The sequence below is a fragment of the Bifidobacterium sp. genome (assembly GCF_050874245.1).
In the GTDB taxonomy this organism is placed as follows: domain Bacteria; phylum Actinomycetota; class Actinomycetes; order Actinomycetales; family Bifidobacteriaceae; genus Bifidobacterium.
The window spans coordinates 12,475-31,996 of record NZ_JBNMKH010000007.1 but is presented as its reverse complement, the minus strand read 5'-3'; the positions used below and the strand labels follow the sequence as shown (position 1 = coordinate 31,996).

The following is a 19,522-nucleotide window of genomic DNA, read 5'->3' as shown; positions in this document are numbered from 1 at the left end:
CGAGACATTGCCGTAACAATGCGTTGCGCTTTCCGGTAACCGTGGGCCTATACGTTCTCTTCTATCACAGCGAGAGCCGCGACGGCATGCATGCGCCGCGCAGGCACGGGGGAAGAGGAGCGTGGAACGATGATCGAATCCGCCGCACGTAAGCTGGCCACGGAATTGGTGGGGCGCAGGGAAGCCATCAACCGCGAGCTGAGCCGTAACGGAGTACGCTTCGGCATCTACCAGAACGGCACATACCATGACCGGCTGTTCCCGTACGATCCGATTCCCCGCATCATCGAATCGGACGAATTCGATGGGATGGAAGCCGGCTTGAAGCAGCGCGTCGACGCGTTGAACGCCTATCTTCGAGACATCTATTCCGACAAGCGGGCCATCAAGGACGGCGTCGTGCCGGAGGAATACGTGTACACGTCCTCCGGATATTTTCCGCAGGTCAACGGCGTGATGCCTCCCGGCGGCATATTCGCCCACATCGCCGGAGAGGATCTGGTGCAGGGACAGGACGGACGATGGTGGGTGCTGGAGGACAACCTGCGCATCCCGTCGGGCGCCAGCTACCCGCTGTTCGCACGTGACATCGAACGCAGGATCACGCCGAGCCTGTTCCGCAACGTGCATGTGCGCGACAATCGCGATTATCCGCGTCTGCTGCGCAAATCCATGGATTTCGTCTCCACCGACGGCATCGCCGTCGTACTGACGCCGGGCCGATACAATTCGGCGTTCTTCGAGCATGCGTACCTGGCGGAGAAGACGGGTGCCGCGCTGGCGTTCCCCGAAGACCTGGAAGTGGTGGACAACAAGCTGTACTTCCTTGATTATTCGGGCAAACGGCATCGTGTCGGCGTGGTCTACCGCAGACTGTCCGACGAATACCTCGACCCGTTCGCGTTCAATCCGGATTCCGTGATCGGCGTGCCGGGAATACTGTCCGCCTACCGATCCGGCAATGTGGCGATCGTCAACGCTCCGGGCAACGGGGCGGCGGACGACAAGGCCATCTACTATTTCGTGCCGGACATGATCCGGTATTATCTCGACGAGGAGCCGATCCTGCACAACGCGCCGACCTACATGCCGATGTTCGAACAGGATCGCAGAGAGGTGCTCGATCGGCTCGGCGAACTCGTCATCAAGGACGTCGCCGAGGCGGGTGGCTACGGCGTGGTCTTCGTATCGTCGCTCGATGCCCGGCAACGCGAGGAGCTCGCCGACCGCATCAAGGCCGAACCCCCGGCGGTTCATAGCGCAGGAGGTCATCCAATTCAGGGACATCGACGTGGCCAATCCCGAGACCGGCGAGCTGGAGCCGCGCAAATGCGACCTCCGCACATTCGTGGTGACCGGCAAGAACACGCATGTGTGGTATTCGGGACTGACGCGTTATTCATCGGTGCCGGGCCAGATGATCGTCAACTCGTCGCAGGGCGGCGGCTTCAAGGACACGTGGGTGCTGGCCAAGGATTCCGGAGTGGAGCACGATTGCGCTCCGGGCTCGGAAAGCGTGCACGTGCTTGAGCAATCGCGCAAGCATTCGTTGGCGCTCGTCACGGCCTCCAAGGCGGACAACCTGTTCTGGCTTGGCCGGTACACGGAACGCGTGTTCACCACGTTGAGCCAGTTCTTCCCGTTCTACGACCGCGTAATGGATACGGATGTGGACGCGTTCCGACCGTTCGCACGCGCGCTCGACCTGCCGGAGGATTTCGAGGACTTCGACGCGTTCATCCACAGTTTCCTTTATGACGAGAGCAATCCGGATTCCGTGCGCAGCGCCATCGTCTACGCGTTCAACAACGCGGTGATTCTCCGTCCGGAACTCGGTTCACGTTCGTTGCAGCAGGTGGAGCTGGCCATGGGCTCCATTGTGGAGGCGTCGGAATGCACCGGCGCGGATGCCGATATCTTCAAACATCGCGACATCGCGGACAACATGCTCGCATTCTGGGGAGGAGTGGAGGATTCGCCGGTTGATCCGACATTGAAATCCTTCATCTTCGTAGGCAAATATATAGAGCGTCTCGACCTGTACACGCGCTTCGGATACCGTATGGACGAGCTCAAGGCGCCGCTGACCAAGCTGGCCAAATACCTCATGCCCCTGCAGGGACTGCCCGTGCCGCAATGCTTCGCCGAAGGATTGCGTTGGCTGGTCGGGCAGTTGCCGCAGCGAGGATATGGCGCGCTCGCCGAAAAGCTCGGCGTGCTGCTTGACGATTTCGATGGCCGCATTTCAACAAAGGGCCTGAAGGATCTCGGCATGCTGAATACCATGGATATGGATGCGGCGCGCATCTGACATTTCCTGGGGAATCGGCGATACCGTTGAGGAGACGATGTGAAGAAACTGGCGTTCGATTATGAGATGAAACTTTCGTTCAGCTCGCCTGTGACCGACCATCGTTTTCAGTTGCGTTGCATTCCGGCGACCGGTCCGCGCCAGCAGGTGATCGACGTGGCCGTCAAGCTCGAACCGGAAACGGAACTTGAAACCACCATCGATTCCTTCGATTCCGTGGTGATGACCGGGTTCATCCCCGAACCACACACCATGTTCAATTATTCGGTGACGGGCATCGCCTTCGTGGACAACGCGCATATCAAATCCGAGATATTCAAGCCGCTGTACCGGTTCAATTCGGCCTTGACGGTGCCGGGACCCGCCATCGAACGGCTGATCGACATATGCAAAGCGCGTATCGGGACCTTGCCGTCCGACAGCACTCCCATCGACCAGGCCAAAGTGGTGATGGACGAAGTGTACCGTGCGTTCGCCTACACGCCGGCATCCACCACCATCCGCACCACCGCCGAGGAGGCGTTCGCACAGCGCAAAGGCGTATGCCAGGACTACGCGCACGTCATGCTGGCGGTCTGCCGCCATGTCGGTCTCGCCGCGCGGTACATCGCGGGCCTGCTGTGCGGCGAAGGCGCCACGCACGCATGGGTGGAGGTCTACTATGACGGGCGCTGGATTGGTTTGGACCCGACGCATAACCGCATGGTCGACGACAACTACATCACCATCGCCCACGGCCGTGACTACCGCGACTGCATGCTTGACATCGGCATCTTCTCCGGATGCGATGTGCGGCAGAGCCAGTGGGTGAACGCCTCCGTGCACGAACGGGACGCGTAGGCAGGCGTGTACGGGTGAGGGCGCGACTACCCGTGGCACGCGATTGTCCTATCATGCGCAAGGCGATAAACAAAAAAGGCTGGAACGCCATTGTTCCAACCTTTATTGCTTGCGGATAAGGCGAGATTCGAACTCGCGGAGGGGTTCGCCCTCACACGCTTTCGAGGCGTGCTCCTTAGACCGCTCGGACACTTATCCATTCGTTGCCTGAAAACAAGCAACTTGACTATTCTGCCACAGCATCGGCGATTGTCAAATCGATTGGGCTTGGATGGCGGAATTTCAGGCGTGTCACGTTATGCGTCATGATGCGTTCCTCTTTGCCTTTCATTGCGCGTCCTCTTCGAACAGCGCCCCGTCGAAGGACGGATAGCCCCAGTCGAGCGCCAATTCGACACGGTCCGCGATCAGCCCGGCAAGCACGCCGAGGGACTGCTCCCTTGCGTTCGTCGATTGCGATTCCGCGGCATTGGAGCTTTTCTCGATCGCGGCGATCTCGCCGCGCGCGCAGTTCATTTCGATGGTGGCGTCGGTGGGGGCCAAAAGGCCGGTCGCCGGATCGACAATCGTGCCGGGATTGGCGAGCAGGCTGGTCGTGTCGTACGTTTTCCCGCGGTCGTCGGCGTCGCCGGAGAACGAGGCGAGCCGTTGCGACGTCGTCTTGTGCCGGTCCGCGATGTCGAGGGTCGCGTGGCCGATGGAACGTGCGGCGAACAGCGTCATCGCGAATCCGGCCTTGTCCTCGGCCTTGGCCATCGCATCAAGCGACGCGGAATCGACGTCGAGCGATTCGATGTCGTCGAATCGGGACAACGTGATCGGGTCGACGGCGATCGACAGCCGGTCGGCCAGCGTGCGTGCGATGTGCCGTGCCCTTGCGCTGCGCAATGTGCCGTCGGCGAAACGGGACGGGCAGTATGCGGCGGTATCCGTCCATGACGAGATTGCCTGATGCGCCGCGAAATGCCGGCGGATGATGGGTTGCCGTTGGTCAAGTGCGATGGTGTCGTTTCCGGAGGCGTCAAGATACGCTTTTTCGCAGGGGCTCTGCTGCTGTTCGGCCTCGTCCTTGCCTGCGATCCGCGGCATGGAGCAGGCCGTCAGCGATGACAGCGCGAGTCCGACGCAGAGGGTCGCGCAGACGCGTTTCGCAATGGAAAGAACCGGACGAGGGGAAGGGGCACGTGTCTGCATGAATCATTAGAATAATATCCGACTGTGACCATTGGGCCATGCGCTCGGAATAACTTCATACAGGAGGTCTTGGAAGTATGGAACTGGACCTGGCAGGAATGCACCAGCTCGCCGCTGGGCAGGGAATCGATCCCGAGACGCTGGATGCCGCACTCTCGGAAGCATTGCGACTGGCATATCTGAAAACACCTCACGCCGCGAAGCACGCCCGCGTGGAACTCGATCCGCGCGCCGGAAGCTTCACCGTCTGGGCCCAGGACGAGATTCCTGGCGAACCGACTGAGGACAATCCGCATCCCGCGCCGACCTTGGGCGAGGAATATGACGACACCCCGCATGATTTCGGCCGTCTGGCCGCTGCGACCGCACGTCAGGTGATCAGCCAGCTGTTCCGCAAGGCTGAGGATGACAAGGTGTTCGGCGCGTTCTCCGGACAGAAGGGCAAGCTCATCACCGGCATCGTCCAGCAGGATGTCAAGGACACGTCCAACGTGCATGTGGCGGTCGGCGATGTCGAGGCGTTGCTGCCGCGTCGTGAGCAGGTGCCGGGCGAACGCTACCGCCATGGCGAGCGTATCCGCGTGTACGTGGTGAACGTGGCGCGAGGCCTGAAGGGACCGGAGATCGTGGTGTCCCGCTCCCATCCGGAACTGGTCCGCCGCCTGTTCGAACGTGAGGTTCCGGAGCTGGTCTCCGGCGCGGTTTCGATCATGGCCATCGCGCGTGAGGCCGGCGCCCGCACTAAGATCGCCGTCCGGGCCAACACCGAAGGCGTCAATCCGAAGGGCGCTCTGATCGGTCCCGGTGGAGCTCGCGTGCGCGCCGTCATGGAGAACCTCGGCCCCGAGAAGATCGACATCGTCGATTGGTCCGCGGATCCGGCGAAATTCGTTGCCGCGGCGCTGTCCCCGGCGGTCGCCACCGGCGTGCAGGTGATCAGCGAGAAGAACAAGACCGCGATCGCCTTCATCCATGATGACCAGCTGTCCCTCGCCATCGGCAAGGAAGGACAGAACGCGCGTCTCGCCGCCAAGCTGACCGGTTGGAAGATCGGCATCGAATCCGCCGAGGCGCATGCCAGGAAGATGACGGAGCAGGCGGATCATTCCGACGCCGAAACCGCGGAATAAACAACACTTCCAGCAACCAACAAGCCCGTGGGTGTACAATCCACGGGCTTGAGTATGCTGGACTCGACAGTCCAAAGCGCGTCGGCCAAGCCGTTGCGCCCAGGGAAAAGACGAGGTATCACGAACATGGTTGCACGATGAGAAGGAACAAGCTCGCCGTGAATCAGTAGCGGTCGCGCCCGTATGCGCGCGGCCCGGGATAGGAGAATTGAGTGCCGAAAGCACGCGTATATGAACTTGCCAAGCAACTTGGCGTCGATAGCAAAACCGTTTTGAACAAACTTGAGGCGATGGGCGAATTCGTGAAGTCCGCATCGTCCACCGTTGAACCCCCTGTCGCACGTAGGCTGAAAGCCGCATTCGCATCCAACGGACAGGGCAACGCATCCGAATCCAAGAAGTCCGCGCCGGCCAGGAAGCCGGCTCCGCAGCCTTCCCATTCCGCTTCCCATTCCGCACCGCGTCCGGGCGCTGCGGCGGGTACGCCGAAACCGTCCGCTCCGGTTGCGCCGAAACCGCATCGTCCCGGTTCCAGGTCCGAAGCGCCGAAGCCGGGCCAGCGCGCCCCGCGTCCGGGCGAATCCCGTCAGCACGGCAATCGCAACAATGGCAACTCCCCGCGTCCGCAGGGAGGAGAACGCCACCAGTCCGGTCGTCCTTCGGCCGTTCCGGGACCTCGTTCCCAGCGTGGCAACGCCCCGCAGGGCGGCAATGGCGCCAACGGCGCGAAGCCGCACGCTCCGGGACCGCGTCCGGGCAACAACCCGTTCAGCCGCAAGCAGGGCATGCACACCCCGACTCCGGGTGATATCCCGCGTCCGCATCCGATGAACCGTCCGACCGTCAACAATGGCGAGGGACGTCGCGGCGGCCGTCCGGGCCAGCGCGGCGGATTCCGTGGCGGCCGTCCGGGTCAGGGTGGCGCGAAGCCGGGACAGTGGGGACAGCATCGTCCGGGTCAGGGCGGTCAGCGTCCTGCCGGCGGCAACCGTTTCGGCGGCAACGGCGGTGGATTCCAGGGCGGCAACAGCGCCCCTAGCAACGGTCCGGCACGTGGCGGACGTGGACGTGGCGGCGCGGCCGGCGCGTTCGGACGCCAGGGAGGCAAGTCCTCGAAGGCCCGTAAGAACCGTCTGGCGAAGCGTCATGAATTCCAGGAGATGAAGGCTCCGGTCATCGGCGGCGTGCGCATCCCGACCGGCAACGGACAGGAAGTCCGTCTGCGTCAGGGCGCGTCCCTTGCCGACTTGGCCGAGAAGATCAACGTCAATCCGGCGGCTCTGGTCACCGTGCTGTTCCATCTCGGCGAGATGGCCACGGCCACCCAGTCCTTGGATGAGGCCACCTTCCAGATCCTCGGCGAGGAGATCGGCTGGAACATCAAGATCGTGTCCGCCGAAGAGGAGGACAAGGAGCTGCTGCAGCAGTTCGACATCAACCTTGATGAAGAGGAACTGCAGGAGGACGAGGACCTGAAGCCGCGTCCGCCGGTCGTTACCGTCATGGGCCATGTCGACCATGGTAAGACCCGACTGCTGGACACCATCCGCCGCACCAACGTCATCGAAGGCGAGGCCGGCGGCATCACCCAGCGCATCGGCGCATACCAGGTGACCGTCAACCTCGAGGGCGAACCGCGCAAGATCACGTTCCTCGACACCCCGGGCCACGAAGCCTTCACCGCCATGCGTGCCCGTGGCGCCGAACTCACCGACGTCGCGATCCTCGTGGTCGCCGCCGACGACGGTGTGATGCCGCAGACCGTGGAAGCCATCAACCATGCGCAGGCCGCGCATGTGCCGATCGTGGTGGCCGTCAACAAGATCGATAAGCAGGGCGCGAACCCGGAGAAGGTCCGCGGACAGCTCACCGAATACGGTCTGGTCCCGGAGGAGTACGGCGGCAACACCATGTTCGTCGATATCTCCGCGAAGCAGGGTACCAACGTCGACAAGCTGCTCGAAGCGGTGCTGCTCACCGCCGACGCGGAACTCGACCTGCGCGCCAATCCGGATATGGACGCCCGCGGTGCTACCGTCGAAGCCCGACTCGACAAGGGTCGCGGCGCTGTGGCCACGGTGCTGGTGCAGTCCGGTACCCTCCATATCGGCGACGCTATCGTGGCCGGCACTTCCTATGGCCGTGTTCGCGCCATGCTTGACGAGAACGGAAAGCACATGAAGGAAGCTGGTCCGTCCACTCCTGTGCAGGTGCTGGGTCTGACCTCCGTGCCGACCGCAGGCGACCTCTTCCTGGTGGCCTCCGACGACCGCACCGCCCGTCAGATTGCCGAAAAGCGTCAGGCCACCGAACGTGCTGCCCAGCTGGCCAAGCGTCGCAAGGTCGTTTCGCTCGAAAGCCTCAAGGAACAGTTCGCCAAGTCCGAGGTGGACATGCTCAACATCGTCATCAAGGGCGATTCCTCCGGCTCCGTCGAGGCGCTGGAAGATTCCTTGATGAAGATCGAGGTGTCCGACGAGGTTGGCATCCAGGTGATTCACCGCGGCGTCGGCGCCATCACCCAGAACGATGTCAACCTGGCAACCGTGGACAAGGCCGTCATCATCGGCTTCAACGTCCGTCCGAACCGCCAGGTGGCCGATCTGGCCGAGCGCGAAGGCGTGGAGATCAAGTACTACTCGGTCATCTACAAGGCCATCGAGGATATCGAGGCATCCCTCAAGGGCATGCTCAAGCCGGAATTCGAAGAGGTCGTCACCTCCCATTCCGAGATTCGCGAGATCTTCCGCTCCTCCAAGTTCGGCAACATCGCCGGCGTCATGGTCCAGGACGGCGAAGTCAAGCGCGGTACGAAGTGCCGTATCCTGCGCAACGGCATCGCCACCGTCAACGACCTCGAGATCTCCTCGCTGCGTCGTTTCAAGGACGATGTGCAGTCCGTCAAGGAAGGCTACGAGGCGGGCATCAACCTCGGTTCCTTCAACGACATCGAGATCGGCGACATCATCGAGACCTTCGAGATGCGCGAGATCGAACGCAAGTAGTCGAACGCTTCGTTCCCCGGAACGATAAGACATAAAAAAGGAACGCCCACAGCCGGTTCACGACTGCGGGCGTTCCGTGATACAACACGAACTTTCATCAAAGGAAACCAATGGCAGGAACCAATCCCCGCGCCGCGCGCATCGCGGCGCTGATCCAGCGCGTGATCGCATCCTCCATGGAGGCGCAACTGCATGACAAGCGCCTCGCCAACGTGACCATCACCGAGGTGCGCGTCACCAACGATCTGCAGATCGCGAAGGTCTACTGGACCCAGCTTGGCCATGAGGGGCACGAGCAGGGCGAACGCCGCCGCGCACAGCAGGCTCTGAACCAGGCGAAGGGACGTCTGCGCTCCCTGGTGGGCACCAAGGCCGGTCTGCGTCTCACCCCGCAGCTGGAATTCATCTTCGACGAGGTGCCGGGAGAGGCGCACGAGATCGAGGATATCCTTGCGCTGGCACGCAAGCGTGACGAGGAGCTCGCCAAGGCGCGAGCCAACGCGCAGTATGCCGGCGACGCCGACCCGTATAAGCATGACGACGAATCCGACGATCGCGATTTCGACGATGACGATGACGTCGAGGTCGAGGATTGGGACGATGACGAAGCCTGACATCTCCGGTCTGCTGGTCATCGACAAGCCGCGTGGCGTCACCAGCCATGATGTCGTCGCTGCCGTGCGGGGAGCGCTGCACATGAAGCGTGTCGGCCATGCCGGCACGCTCGATCCGATGGCCACCGGTGTGTTGGTGGTCGGTTTCGGCAATGCCACCCGTCTACTCAACTACATCGTGGACCACGATAAGACGTACCTGGCCACCATCAGGCTCGGCCAGCGCACCGACACGGACGATGCGGACGGCGAACTGCTGCCGACGGAACGGACTGCGATCGAATTCCCGTCCCGACAGGTCATCGAAGCGACGATCGCCGAACATTTCACCGGGCGTATCGAACAAGTGCCGAACTCCTATTCGGCCATCAAAATCAACGGCCAGCGCGCGTACGATCTGGCCCGCGAAGGCAAGGACGTGGACCTCAAGGCCCGTCCGGTGACCATCTCGGAATTCCATGTCTCCGCCGTGCGTTACGGCTATGCATCGTCCGCACGCGCGGGAGCTCCGCTTGCCGTCGCGGCCGATATTTCCCCGGACGAAGCTTGGAATGCCGGTTCGGCTGAACCAGACATGCAACCGGTTATGGAAATCGACGTGCGGGTGGCCTGCTCGGCGGGAACCTATATCCGTGCGCTGGGTCGCGATTTGGGCGAGGAGCTCGGCCTCGGAGGCCATCTGACGATGCTGCGGCGCATCCGCGTCGGACGTTTCTCGGTGGACGCGCCGAACGTCATGACCGCGCACACGGAATCCAAAACCTTCATCAACCGCGACGGCGTCGAAGTGACACGCAACCGCGCGGTGCTCGACGACGCCGATCATGCGGTCGACTATGCGCTCGATCTGGTCGCCAGCGCCGCCGCCTCCATGGATATGCTGCCAGTGTACGAACGGGAGGCGGCGGACCTGCGGTTCGGCCGCCGAATCGCCAGGGACATCCGCGGAACCATGGCGGCGTACGTTCCCGAAACCAACGATTTGGTCGCAATCGTAGAACGGGCAAAAAAAGGCGAAGCCAAGCCGGTCGCGGTATTCAACTGAACCATGGGCCGGCCCAAACCGTCATATGACGGGACCGGCGGATCGACAGACAGAGACAAACCACAACAAGAAGGACATATGAAAACGATCACGCTTACCCCCGATGCCAACGGCATGGTGGATTGGCCAACCCTGAGCAATGACAAGAAATCCGTGGTGACCGTCGGCTCGTTCGACGGCATGCATCAGGGCCATCAGGCGGTCATCCGCCGTGTGGCCGAACTCGCCGAGCAGGAGAAGGCGTTCTCCGTGGTGGTGCTGTTCGATCCACGTCCAGCAATGGCGCATGCGTATGCGGCCCAGCATGACGGCCAGGATCCGGAAGCTGGTGCGCGCGACACCGAAGCGCTGACCAGCGTGGACGAGCGTCTACGCGCCATCGACGCCATCGGCGTGGACTACACGCTCATCGTGCGCTACACGATGGCGTTTGCAGCGAAATCGTACCGTTTCTTCCTCGGCCAGCTGGTCGGCAAGCTTGGCATGCGCACGCTGGTGCTCGGTGCCGACGCGGCCATGGGCGCGGAACGCGCGGGGAACGTGAAGGCCATCGAGAATCTCGCGCTCGCCACTGGCGTGTTCCAGCTGGATGTCGTGAACGATCTGGGGCCGGGGGAGACCCGTGTGCCCGTCAACGCCAAGCCCGTCATGCCGTCGGAGCCCGGCGAGCCTTCCGATCCGCTGAAAGGCGCCACGAAGGCCGAGCGCCGCGCATGGAGCAAGAAGCACCAGGCCAAGGCGGTCCGCGTGTGGAGCTCCACTAATGTACGTTATCTGCTGGGGCAGGGGCGTATCAAGGACGCTGACACGATTCTCGGACACGCGCATGCCGTGGAGGGAACCGTGGTGCATGGCGAGGAACGCGGCCGCACCATCGGATTCCCCACCGCCAATCTCAGCGAGAACGTGGAGGGATACCTGCCGGTGGACGGCGTGTACGCCGGATGGCTGGTCGATTTGGGGGAGAAGCCGGCCGAAGCCGAAGAGAAGCCGGCGGACGGCGTATCCCAGCAGTATGACTCGTCCTCGGTGAACGCGCGCCTGGCCACGCAGTCGCCGTATCGTTGGCCTGCCGCCATCTCCATCGGCACCAAACCCACATTCAACGAGAACGGCGACGCGCAACGAGTGGTCGAAGCCTACGCCATCACCGACGATTGGCTGGACCTGTACGGTCATCAGGCACGTGTGGAATTCGTAGGATTCCTGCGCCCGCAGATCAGATTCGATTCGGCCGACGACCTTGTCGCCGAGCTGAAGCGCAACGTTGAGGAGACGAAGCGCCTCACCGCGTGAAAGCCAGTATCGCGCGAATCCTGAATCGCGCGAAATTTAAAAAATGTGCCGGATGACGTCATCGCCATCCGGCACATTTTTTCATGCATGTCTATAAGCGCGGAACCGTTACTTCAACGTCGGAATATCCGTGGTGTACGCCTTCAGCCAGGTGTTCTGCAGCTTCTTCAGCGTGCCGTCCTTCTTCAGCTCGTTGAGGGCCTTGGAGACCTTCGACGTCAGCGGCGAATCCTTTGGCAGCACGATGCCCATGCCCTGCTTGTCCTCGGACCCCGGAATCTGGCCGACGACCTTGCCGTTCTTCACCTGCGAGGATGTCGCCACGTTGACCGCGGCCGGAGTGTCCATGACCAGTGCGTCGATCTGGTCGGCGTCCAGCGCCTGGGCCAGCGTCGCATTGTCGTTGAAGGTCTGCACGTCGGAGCTGAGCTTCTGCTTGGCGTAGTCATAGGAAGTGGTGCCGACCATGGCTCCGATCGTGGCGCCCTTGAAATCGCTCAGGGACGTGGCCGACGCGTACTTCGAATCGCCACGCACCACGATGGACTGCGTCGGATTGTAGTAGCTCGGGGAGAAGTCGACGGCCTTCTTGCGCTGGTCGGTGATGGAGAACTGCTGGATGTTGAGATCCCAATCCTTGGTTCCAGGAGCGATGGCGGCGTCGAACGTGGTGCGTTTCCACGTGACCTGCTTCTTGGAATAGCCGAGCTTGTCCGCTATGGCGTAAATCAGGGCCGATTCGTACCCCTTGCCGCTTTCCGGCTTGTTGTCGATCACCCACGGCTCATAGGCCGGCTCTCCGGTGGCGACCGTGAGCGTGTCTGCGGTGACCGTGTCCTGGGCGGATTGGTCGGAGGAGCCGGAACCGCAGGCGCTGGTGCCGGCCAGCGCGGCAACGGTCAGCAACGCGGCTGTCAGACGAAGGAAACGTGGTGAACGGGACAATGGAAACCTCGATTTGGTGAGATTGGATATATTACGAACATACGGAGATTACCGTTTCGATGCGACCGACATGCTGTGCGGGATATGGGGAATAGTTATGACGTGTTCAACGGGATTACCCCCTGACGTTTGTCTGCGCCTTGGCACAGAATCGGCGCTTATGAACGACACCATCACTGTGGCCGTGCAATGCGCGCTCGCCAAGGAAACCAAGCCATTCCTCGAACAAATCGGGGACGCATCCCATGAACGGCACGGCGGTGTCGACGTGGGCGTCGGAACATATCGTGGCATCAGACTGGTCGTGGGCGAAGGCGGCATGGGGTCCGTCAGCGCCGGAGCGGCATCCCAGATGCTGATCGACCGTTACGCGCCCGACGTCCTTGTCTTCAGCGGCATCGCCGGGGGGTTGAACCCGGCTTTGCGGGTCGGGGACATTGTGGTCGGCGACCAGTTGCATTATCTGGAGACGAACACTCCGATTATCGCGGAATGCGCGCCGTGGAAGGAATCCTTCACATCCGATGAGACGTTGCGCGACGCGGCTTTGGATGTGCTGGAACGTCAGGGATGGGGCAGGGTTCCGTCGCTGCGTGAACTGGCGATGGGACAGGATGACACTTCCGCTTCCGCGATATCGTTGGAAGACGTGGCGCGGCGCTTCGTCTGCGGCACCATCGCGACAAGCAACCAATTCAATACCGATCCGGACGTCCTTGAACGCATCAAGGCCACGGTGCATGCGGACTGTGAGGAGATGGAAGGAACCGCAGCGGCGCACATCTGCGCGAAGAATGACGTGCCGTTCCTGGCGATTCGGGCCATCAGCAACCAGTGCGGGGAATCCTACGAGTCGTTGGACGACCACCAGAACGATCTGGTCGATGCGGCGCAGACGGCCGCTTCGGTAGGATTAGGCGTCATCGATATGCTGGTTGAAAGGCGGATCAATCTGGGACATTGATCATGTGTTGGCATACGAGCCCGTCGCGAGACTTAAGAAAAACGGCCGTTGCCTCTCTGGAATGCAAACGCATCCGAAGAGACAACGGCCGTTTTGTCAAGGCACAGTAAAACTTGTGTCTAGCTGCGGAAGTGAGAGAAGAATTCCCGGGTCTCAGGATCCTGCGATTCGTCCATGACCTCCCGAGGCGAACCGTTCTCGGCGATGACGCCATGGCGCAGCAGCACGATGCGGTCCGCCGCGTCATGGGCGAAGCTCATCTCATGGGTGGCCATGAGGATGGTGGTTCCCTGCTCCTTGAGCTCGGCCACCATGTCAAGCACCTCGCCGACCAGCATCGGGTCGAGCGCCGACGTGATCTCGTCAAGCAGCAACAGTTCCGGATTCGTCATCAACGCGCGTGCGATGGCCACACGCTGCTGCTGCCCGCCGGACAGCTGGTCCGGATAGGCGCCAGCCTTGGCCCGCATGCCGATGCGGTCGAGCAGCTCCAGCGCACGGGCTTCCGCCTTGTCCTTATGCCAATGGTGGACCTTGATCGCGGCGAGAGTGACGTTCTTCATCACCGACATGTGCGGGAACAGATTGAACTGCTGGAACACCACGCCGATACGGGAACGAATCTCGTCCTGATGCACGCGCGGATCGGTGATGTCGGTGTTCCCCAGCCAGATCTGGCCGTCATCCACCTGCTCCAGCAGATTCACGCATTTCATCAATGTCGATTTGCCTGATCCGGAAGGGCCGAGCAACGCCACGACCTCATGCTGGTTGACGTCGAACGAGATGCCTTTGAGCACTTCGTTGCCGTTGAAGGATTTCCGGATGCCGTCCAATCGCAGTACCGGAGTGTTCATGTCGCTCATACCGTGCCTCCGCTCAATTCACGCTTGCGCAAACGTGCCGTATACCAGTCGTTCAGCAGGATGAACGGCACGCTCATCAGGATGAACAGCAGACTGGCCACCACATAGGGGGTGAAGTTGTAGGTGCTGGCCACTTCGATCTGGGCCGCGCGGACCGCGTCCACGGCACCCAGCACCGAAATCAATCCCACATCCTTCTGCATGGAGATGAAGTCGTTCATCAACGCCGGAGCCACCTTGCGCAGCGCCTGCGGAATGACGATCATGCGAGTGGTCTGCCCAGCCGTGAGTCCCAGCGAACGCGCGGACGCGCGCTGGGACGGATGCACATCGTTGAAGCCGGCTCGCAACACCTCCGCCACATACGCGGAATAGCCCATGATCACGGCGATGGTGCCCAGAATCGACGGGTCGATACGGCCGAAAATACCCAGTCCGGGGATACCGAAACCGATGAGGTAGAGCACCACGATCATCGGCACGCCGCGCATCACCGTGGTGTACAGCGCGGCCAAGGCGCGCAACGGGAACAGCACCGGATTGTTGCTGGTACGTACCAAGGCCAGCAGGGTGGCGAAAATGGCCACGCCCACGAGCGCCACGGCCAGCACCTTCACGTTCAGCCACAGGCCGTCAAGGACTTTGGGGAACGATTTGGCGAAGTATTCGGCGGAGAAGAACGTCTCCTTGACCCGCGGCCAACCGGGGGACATCTTCAGTCCGACGACGATGATGGCCGCCAGCACGATGGTGCTGATCAGACTGGTGACGACCGATTTCAGCTGTTGCTGCTTGCGGTAGGTGCGCCGGGAAAGCTCAACCTCGCTGGTCTGATGACCGGCGAGGCTGTCCGGACCGTTATCCGAAATGCTCATGAAGGAAATTCCTTGAATCGTATGGTGGATTTACTTGAGTTCTGCCAGGTCGGTGGTGTATTCGGCCAGCCACTTGTCCTGCAGGTTCTTGATGGTGCCGTCGGCGTCCAATTCCTTCACGGCCTTGGAGGCGGCGGAGGTGAGCTTGGAATCCTTCGGCAGCACGATGCCCATGCCGTTCGGGTCGGTGGAGCCGGCGATGCGGCCGAGCACCATGGCGTCCTTGACCTGGTCGGACTGGACCATGTACACGCATTCGACGGTGCTGGTCACCAACGCGTCGATCTGTCCGGCGTCAAGCGCCTGGGCCACGGCGGAATCATCGTTGAAGGTCTGCACATCGTCCTTGATCTTCTTGGCGTACTTGTACCCTTCGGTGCCCACCATCGCGCCGACGGTGGCGTCCTTCAGGTCACTCAGGCTCTTGGCCTTGGCGTATTTGCCGTCCTTCTTGACGATGATGCCCTGGGAATCGTTGTAATAGCTGGCGGAGAAGTCGACGGCCTTCTTCCGCTCGGGGGTGATGCCGAACTGCTGGATGTTCATATCCCAGTCCTTGGCGCCCGGCGCGATGGCGGAATCGAATGTGGTGCGGGTCCACACCACATCGGACTTCTTGAAGCCCATCTTCTCGGCGACGGCGTACGCCACGGCCGCCTCATACCCCTTGCCGGATTCCGGCTTGTCGTTCATGACCCACGGCTCGTAGGCCGGGTCACCGGTGGCGATGGTCAGCTTGCCGGGAGTGACGGTTTGCTGCGTGATGTCCGAGCTGTCGGATTCGGACGACTTGGCGCTGGAATCGGATCCGCATGCGGCGGACAGCGTCAGCGCGGCGATGGAGACCAACGCCGCTGCCGCACGCATGAATTTTCTGCTGGAGAATGCCATTTTTCTTTACCCCTGACTTCAAATACCGCGTATGAAACGCGATTCTTCCTGTCCATGATGAACGTGCGTCACTATAGCCTATTGATATTTCCGAAGCCACGCACGCGATATCGCATTATTTGGTAATGCGTATCGAAATTTGGTAATGCATATCGAATGTTTTCCGTTATTCGAGCGTGAACCCTTCGAACACGAAACCCGGGCTGACCACGCAGGAGACGAGCGCGTCGCCCTTTCCTGGAACGGTGCGCTGCCAGACCCCGGCGGGCACCACCGCATGACCGACGGGAATTCCCCGCGTGCCATCGTCTGCAATCGCCGTGCCCAGCACAATGGATTCCGCCTCATCGTCGCCGGCGGGCGAATCGCCCGTGCCACCCAATTGCAGCGTGACCGGGGCGGGGCCATGCCATAGCCAGATCTCGTCGGCGTCCACCTTATGCCAGGCGCTCATGTCTCCCTCCGGCAGAAGGAAGTAGATCAGCGAGGATAGGGGTCGGTGCGAGGCTTCGTCCGTCTGCGGCGACTGCCAGTCGCGCACATACCATCCGCCTTCCGGATGGGCCTCGAGACCCAGGTCGGCCACCACACCACGGGCATAGTCGCTCATCCGATTAAGTGGGACACTCATGATATTCCTTTCATTGTGGAGCTTGACGTCAGCGAAGGTCGAACGCGCCGTCGTTGTAGACGATATTGCCGGAAATGATGGTCGCACGATTGGTGCCGGCTCCGTGGCGGACGAAATCCTCCAAGGTCTGTTCGATGGCATGCGGCGAGTCAGTGCCGACGGGAATGTCGAAGAACGCCAGGTCGGCCGTGGCTCCGGCGTTGATCTGGCCGATGCGTCCGGCGCCCACGTGCATGCCCATTTCCTCGGCTCCGCCGAGCGTGACCATGCGGATGATGCGGTGCGTCAGATCGTCACGCCTGTATCCCTGCTCGCGCGCGAGGTCGTAGACCATGGCGGCATCGTCGAGCACATCCAGGCTGGGCGAGCTCGACAGCGAGTCGGTGCCGATGGCCAGGAGATTGCCTTCCTCCAGGTATTCGCGAATCGGAGCGTCCTTGCCGGTCACGGTGATGCGATTGGAACGCGGGCACAGAGCCACGCCGACGCCGCGCTGCCTGAGGATTCGGCGGTCCTCGGCATCAGCCCACACGCCATGCGCGATATGCACGTCGGGGCCGAGCGATCCCAGCTGGTCGACGAACTGGATCGCGGAAGCACCCTTTCCGGCGTCCTTGAGCTGCCGGTAGCTGGCCCACTGTCCGTCGCGCCAATCGGCCGCCGAATACGTGGTGAGCGTGGTGTCGCGGTTTCCTGCCTCCATCGGCGTCTCGGCGAGATGGATGTGCAGACGCATATCCAGTTGCCGGGCGATGTCGGGCAGATCGACAAAAGGCTCGGATTCCAAAGTGTATGGCGCATGGGGGCTGATGCCGATGCTGGGCAGACCCTCCTCATGCATGTGCCCGAGATTGTTGAGCAGCTCCTGGATACCCTCGGTTTTCCAATCGTCGTTGTGCCATCCCATGACCTCCCAATAGGCGATGCCGTGCATGCCTTGCGAGGCGAGGGCTCCCACGGCCTCCGGGTCGGTGACGATGTCGGCCGCGGCGGTGGTGCCCGACTCCACAAGCATGCGGGCGCCCTGATACGCGGATTCCTTCCATGGGCGGGTCTCTTGCAGTCGCGCGTACACCTCGTTGAAGCCAATCTCCCATGCGCGGAACCGATCGTATGTGCCCCGCCCCACTTCGGCCATGTTCGTATATTGCAGGTGGGTGTGCGCGTTGATGAGTCCCGGGGTGATCAGACCGTGCCAGCGATACTCCGTGATCCGGCCGGAAGGGGCCATATCCCGTTTCAGCGCGTCGAGAACCCATTCCCGTGTGCCCACATGCACGACACGGTTGGCGGCGACCGCCACGGCTCCGTCGACAATGACCGGTCCGGTGACGGGAATCACCATGGGGGAGCTGTACACAGTCACCGATTCCAGCGGCTTCGGATGCGCCGCGATCTGCAAAGGGGTGTTCAACGTCACGGGAATCACTCTTTTCCGTCGGCAGCTTCGTCTTCGGCGAAGCGGGTCAGCGTCCAATCGTAGCCGTTGTCGGTAACGGCATGGCTGGCTTGGTATCCGCGTACGCGCAGGGCGATGTCCGCGATATGACGGTCCACGTCACGGCCCAGCCGCTGCAGTCCATCCGGCAGCGTGCCGCGATGCTCAAGCAGATGGGTCACCGCCGATGCCTGCACGGCGAAGCTCAGATCCATGATTTCGATCGGATTGCCGCCACCCACCGTGTAGTTGACGCCGTCGCCTTCGCTGATGAGACGGATCGTCGGGCCGTCGGGCACGGCGAGGTTCCGGATCTCATGTTTGTTCTCGGCATGGAAGCCGGGGACGTCGTCCAATGCGATTTCGTTGGCGATGCCTCCGATCACGGACAAAACGGCTTGCGGCCGCATCGCCCGCATATGCTGCAACGTGATGGTGTGGCGCACGCCGGTCGCAGACACGACCATATCCGCGGTGCGTATGGCCTGGTCGATGTCAAGCGCGCGGAAGCCGTCGAACACCGCCTGCAAGGCGGCGACCGGGTCGGTATCGCAGATGGTCACGTCCGCGCCCAACGCGCGGACACGACGGGCGAAGCCTCGGCCGACCGGGCCGTATCCGACCACGGTCACGCGGGCGCCTCTGAACGCGTCCGCGCCGAGAATCTGCTGCATGGTGGTCACGCAGGTTTCACCGGTGCCATGGGCGTTGTCGAAACCGGTTTTGAGCATGCTGTCGTTCACCGCGATGACCGGGAACGACAATGCGCCGGCATCCTGCATGGCTTGGAAGGCGCGCACGCCGCTGGTCGTTTCCTCGGCCACGCCGATGATGTCCGCCATGAGTTCGGGACGTTCCATCGCCGCAAGACGTGCGAAGCTCGCACCATCGTCGATGATGATGTTCGGCTTGAGCTCGTCAAGCAGGTCGAGCGCGCCCTGATGCGCCTGCGCCGGCGTCCAATTCGGATCGAACGCCACCGCGATGCCTTCCGAACGCAGTTGCTCGGCGACGCGTTCGTCATTGGCCTCCGCTCCGCAGTACGCTCCGACCTTCGCTCCCGCGGCCTTGAGCTGGCGCAGCAGCACGGCGGTCTTCGGCTCGAGGATCAGGCATACGGCGATGCTGATTCCGGTGAAATCCACACGTTCCCGCGCATCCCGCATCAGCGCGTCGAGCACCGGCATATGCCGTTGTGCGAAGTCCACGGCCTGCGCGCCGGACAGTTCGCGCGCGTCGGCCACGTCCTCCACGGGAATGGTGGCGTCGATCACGGCCTGCGCGTCGGCGTCGCCGGCATCCTGCGGGGCCGAGGACACGACCATGCCCCAATCCTGCGCGATGAGGCGTTCTCCATCCTCAAGCGCTCCATCATCGACATGCAGACGCGAACCTGCCAATGAACGATTGGTCTTCTGTGAATAATGTTCCGCCCAAGTGGCGAAGCGAAGCCGTTCCATCTCACTCTCCTCAATCG

General features: G+C 62.0%; 15 protein-coding genes, 1 tRNA gene and 1 pseudogene. 8 read left to right on the top strand and 9 right to left on the bottom strand.

Annotated elements, in window-relative coordinates; translation table 11 throughout:
- Window positions 1-129: 129 nt before the first annotated feature.
- Window positions 130-2,311 (top strand): annotated as a pseudogene (locus ACR0P8_RS01615) (circularly permuted type 2 ATP-grasp protein).
- A gap of 39 nt (window positions 2,312-2,350) precedes the next feature.
- Window positions 2,351-3,151, top strand: coding sequence for a transglutaminase family protein (locus ACR0P8_RS01610; protein WP_432623050.1), 801 nt, complete (start codon window positions 2,351-2,353; stop codon window positions 3,149-3,151).
- Window positions 3,152-3,263: 112 nt separating this feature from the next.
- On the opposite strand, the gene ACR0P8_RS01605 is transcribed toward ACR0P8_RS01610, so the two are convergent.
- Together ACR0P8_RS01605 and ACR0P8_RS01600 are read right to left on the bottom strand one after the other, a co-directional pair.
- Window positions 3,264-3,349, bottom strand: a tRNA-Ser gene (locus ACR0P8_RS01605).
- 129 nt (window positions 3,350-3,478) lie between these two features.
- Window positions 3,479-4,345, bottom strand: coding sequence for a hypothetical protein (locus ACR0P8_RS01600; protein WP_432623048.1), 867 nt, complete (start codon window positions 4,343-4,345; stop codon window positions 3,479-3,481).
- Window positions 4,346-4,422: 77 nt separating this feature from the next.
- Between ACR0P8_RS01600 and nusA the strand changes: the two genes are divergently transcribed.
- The 5 genes from nusA to ribF all read left to right on the top strand — a co-directional run bounded on the left by nusA (window position 4,423) and on the right by ribF (window position 11,435).
- A complete protein-coding gene (nusA, locus tag ACR0P8_RS01595) occupies window positions 4,423-5,475 on the top strand; it encodes a transcription termination factor NusA (protein WP_432623046.1) in 1,053 nt (350 codons plus the stop codon).
- A 212-nt stretch (window positions 5,476-5,687) separates the two neighbouring features.
- Complete coding sequence (gene infB, locus ACR0P8_RS01590) at window positions 5,688-8,480, top strand: translation initiation factor IF-2 (protein WP_432623044.1); 2,793 nt, start codon at window positions 5,688-5,690, stop codon at window positions 8,478-8,480.
- A 110-nt stretch (window positions 8,481-8,590) separates the two neighbouring features.
- Window positions 8,591-9,094, top strand: coding sequence for a 30S ribosome-binding factor RbfA (rbfA, locus tag ACR0P8_RS01585; RefSeq protein WP_432623042.1), 504 nt, complete (start codon window positions 8,591-8,593; stop codon window positions 9,092-9,094).
- Window positions 9,081-10,139 carry a tRNA pseudouridine(55) synthase TruB gene (gene truB, locus ACR0P8_RS01580; RefSeq protein WP_432623040.1) on the top strand — a complete coding sequence of 353 codons (1,059 nt, stop codon included), beginning with the start codon at window positions 9,081-9,083 and terminating at the stop codon, window positions 10,137-10,139. The genes rbfA and truB overlap by 14 nt, the downstream gene beginning before the upstream one ends.
- A 78-nt stretch (window positions 10,140-10,217) precedes the next feature.
- Entirely contained in the window at window positions 10,218-11,435 is a 1,218-nt protein-coding gene (gene ribF / locus ACR0P8_RS01575) for a bifunctional riboflavin kinase/FMN adenylyltransferase (protein ID WP_432623038.1), read from the top strand.
- A gap of 108 nt (window positions 11,436-11,543) precedes the next feature.
- Here the strand turns inward: ribF and ACR0P8_RS01570 are convergent, their stop codons facing one another.
- Window positions 11,544-12,380: an ABC transporter substrate-binding protein gene (locus tag ACR0P8_RS01570; protein ID WP_432623036.1), complete on the bottom strand. Its 837-nt coding sequence runs from the start codon at window positions 12,378-12,380 to the stop codon at window positions 11,544-11,546.
- A gap of 160 nt (window positions 12,381-12,540) precedes the next feature.
- Here ACR0P8_RS01570 and ACR0P8_RS01565 point away from each other — a divergent pair, with 160 nt between their 5' ends.
- Window positions 12,541-13,344: a 5'-methylthioadenosine/S-adenosylhomocysteine nucleosidase gene (locus tag ACR0P8_RS01565; RefSeq protein WP_432623034.1), complete on the top strand. Its 804-nt coding sequence runs from the start codon at window positions 12,541-12,543 to the stop codon at window positions 13,342-13,344.
- A gap of 119 nt (window positions 13,345-13,463) precedes the next feature.
- Here the strand turns inward: ACR0P8_RS01565 and ACR0P8_RS01560 are convergent, their stop codons facing one another.
- The 6 genes from ACR0P8_RS01560 to ACR0P8_RS01535 all read right to left on the bottom strand — a co-directional run bounded on the left by ACR0P8_RS01560 (window position 13,464) and on the right by ACR0P8_RS01535 (window position 19,505).
- Window positions 13,464-14,210 carry an amino acid ABC transporter ATP-binding protein gene (locus ACR0P8_RS01560; RefSeq protein WP_432623032.1) on the bottom strand — a complete coding sequence of 249 codons (747 nt, stop codon included), beginning with the start codon at window positions 14,208-14,210 and terminating at the stop codon, window positions 13,464-13,466.
- Window positions 14,207-15,085, bottom strand: a complete 879-nt coding sequence (locus tag ACR0P8_RS01555; RefSeq protein ID WP_432623029.1) for an amino acid ABC transporter permease — start codon at window positions 15,083-15,085, stop codon at window positions 14,207-14,209. Before ACR0P8_RS01555 ends, ACR0P8_RS01560 begins: the two co-directional genes overlap by 4 nt.
- 30 nt (window positions 15,086-15,115) lie before the next feature.
- Window positions 15,116-15,976, bottom strand: coding sequence for an ABC transporter substrate-binding protein (locus ACR0P8_RS01550; protein WP_432623027.1), 861 nt, complete (start codon window positions 15,974-15,976; stop codon window positions 15,116-15,118).
- Between the two features lie 166 nt (window positions 15,977-16,142).
- Window positions 16,143-16,607 carry a cupin domain-containing protein gene (locus tag ACR0P8_RS01545; RefSeq protein ID WP_432623025.1) on the bottom strand — a complete coding sequence of 155 codons (465 nt, stop codon included), beginning with the start codon at window positions 16,605-16,607 and terminating at the stop codon, window positions 16,143-16,145.
- Between the two features lie 28 nt (window positions 16,608-16,635).
- Window positions 16,636-17,952 (bottom strand): amidohydrolase family protein, encoded by a 1,317-nt coding sequence (locus tag ACR0P8_RS01540; RefSeq protein ID WP_432623084.1) that lies wholly within the window; start codon window positions 17,950-17,952, stop codon window positions 16,636-16,638.
- Between the two features lie 80 nt (window positions 17,953-18,032).
- Window positions 18,033-19,505: an adenosylhomocysteinase gene (locus tag ACR0P8_RS01535; RefSeq protein ID WP_432623023.1), complete on the bottom strand. Its 1,473-nt coding sequence runs from the start codon at window positions 19,503-19,505 to the stop codon at window positions 18,033-18,035.
- Window positions 19,506-19,522 lie beyond the last annotated feature (17 nt).

Bases quoted from the DNA above. Each gene is read 5' to 3' on its own strand.
- ACR0P8_RS01565 (WP_432623034.1), top strand. From the start codon at position 12,541: ATGAACGACACCATCACTGTGGCCGTGCAATGCGCGCTCGCCAAGGAA.
- truB (WP_432623040.1), top strand. From the start codon at position 9,081: ATGACGAAGCCTGACATCTCCGGTCTGCTGGTCATCGACAAGCCGCGT.
- ribF (WP_432623038.1), top strand. From the start codon at position 10,218: ATGAAAACGATCACGCTTACCCCCGATGCCAACGGCATGGTGGATTGG.
- rbfA (WP_432623042.1), top strand. From the start codon at position 8,591: ATGGCAGGAACCAATCCCCGCGCCGCGCGCATCGCGGCGCTGATCCAG.
- ACR0P8_RS01545 (WP_432623025.1), bottom strand. From the start codon at position 16,607: ATGAGTGTCCCACTTAATCGGATGAGCGACTATGCCCGTGGTGTGGTG.
- ACR0P8_RS01550 (WP_432623027.1), bottom strand. From the start codon at position 15,976: ATGGCATTCTCCAGCAGAAAATTCATGCGTGCGGCAGCGGCGTTGGTC.
- nusA (WP_432623046.1), top strand. From the start codon at position 4,423: ATGGAACTGGACCTGGCAGGAATGCACCAGCTCGCCGCTGGGCAGGGA.
- ACR0P8_RS01555 (WP_432623029.1), bottom strand. From the start codon at position 15,085: ATGAGCATTTCGGATAACGGTCCGGACAGCCTCGCCGGTCATCAGACC.
- ACR0P8_RS01560 (WP_432623032.1), bottom strand. From the start codon at position 14,210: ATGAGCGACATGAACACTCCGGTACTGCGATTGGACGGCATCCGGAAA.
- ACR0P8_RS01540 (WP_432623084.1), bottom strand. From the start codon at position 17,952: ATGGTGATTCCCGTCACCGGACCGGTCATTGTCGACGGAGCCGTGGCG.
- ACR0P8_RS01600 (WP_432623048.1), bottom strand. From the start codon at position 4,345: ATGCAGACACGTGCCCCTTCCCCTCGTCCGGTTCTTTCCATTGCGAAA.
- ACR0P8_RS01535 (WP_432623023.1), bottom strand. From the start codon at position 19,505: ATGGAACGGCTTCGCTTCGCCACTTGGGCGGAACATTATTCACAGAAG.